Below are 1,117 nucleotides of genomic sequence, written 5' to 3' on the forward strand. Positions count from 1 at the left end.
ATGCATGACCGCCCGGCGCGCGGCCGTGTCGGCAGCATCGCTTGCGATGCGCTCGCGCCAGCGCTCCGACCAAACATCGAATGCGCCTGGATCCTCAAACAACTGCCGCGCCCCGCCCTGAGCGTCCGGGGCGGCGAGGTCGTCGCCCAGACGCCGGAAGGCGAGCGTAAAGTCGGCTTCGCTGCGAGCTAATACATCCAGAAAATTCGTAGGAGAAGGGATAGCGGAGTGCTGCTTCGTCGATGCGGAAATCCGGCGAGTGCTGCGGCGTATGGTCAAGCCGAATGGCTGTTTCGAAGTGTAGTGCTTTAGCCGCCGCCTTGAAATCAAGCACCGCAACGCAGTTTCCGAAAACGTCGTGGATCCACCGGAGCTCTTTCGGCTCGGGGTCAACGACCATGGCGTGGTCTAGAAGTCTCTGGTCGAAGCTGTCGCGCGGTCTGAATATCAACCGGTGTTCGCCAAACCTTACAGGTCGGCTGTAACGATAGACGGTCGAGTGCCTCACTGAAAAAATAGGCATGACGCCACATGCGGGTCTGGCGCCGTCTCGCCTGCGGGGTAGCTCCTTCAGCATAGCACGGTGCTTCCATGATGGTAGGTGGCGAGCTACGCTCCTTCGTGATGCTTGTTCCCACAAAACGCCCGCGATTTAGACAAGTGTGCAGCGTGCGACGAGATCTCCGGTTAATTCGAGGGTCCAAGGCGGCGACGCGCGGATTTTGACGCCGAGCCTGGTCACAATCTCGATAGGAGACTGCCCGCTAACCTCGCACGACGCCCCCACTGCATGGTGGTGGTGAACTTGCGTCCATGATGCCATAGAACAGCAGGCCAAAGATCAGTCCAAGCGGCACTGCGCCGATCAGCATCGGCTTGAGCACTGGTCCCCCACAGTTGCGAAAACGAAAGGTTATGCAACATCTCGCTCAGGTGCGCAGGCGGGCCGTGACTTGGCAGACGGTCGTGCAACATGATCTTACCGGTCTCCCAGGAGGCGCCCCACAACAGGGAAACGTCAACGGGTTGCCGAAAACAACTGCGCCAAGTGCGGCCGCCGCCAGGTTCCCCGCAATCAGCCAGCACAGAACCGCGGCAATGGCGAAGTGGAAACCCA

Annotated in this window: 1 protein-coding gene and 2 pseudogenes; 1 reads left to right on the plus strand and 2 read right to left on the minus strand. The window is 60.2% G+C overall.

The window, feature by feature from the left end; all coding sequences use genetic code 11:
• Positions 1–192, plus strand: a 192-nt coding sequence (locus tag EN925_RS40360; RefSeq protein WP_206633151.1) for a hypothetical protein, incomplete at its 5' end; no start/stop codon positions are given.
• 13 nt (positions 193–205) lie between these two features.
• Here EN925_RS40360 and EN925_RS36875 read toward each other — a convergent pair.
• Positions 206–523 (minus strand): annotated as a pseudogene (locus EN925_RS36875) (transglutaminase N-terminal domain-containing protein); the annotation flags it as partial.
• A 292-nt stretch (positions 524–815) separates the two neighbouring features.
• Positions 816–1,117 (minus strand): annotated as a pseudogene (locus tag EN925_RS36880) (DUF2062 domain-containing protein); the annotation flags it as partial.

The organism is Mesorhizobium sp. M7A.F.Ca.US.006.04.2.1, assembly GCF_004022915.1.
GTDB lineage: Bacteria > Pseudomonadota > Alphaproteobacteria > Rhizobiales > Rhizobiaceae > Mesorhizobium > Mesorhizobium ciceri.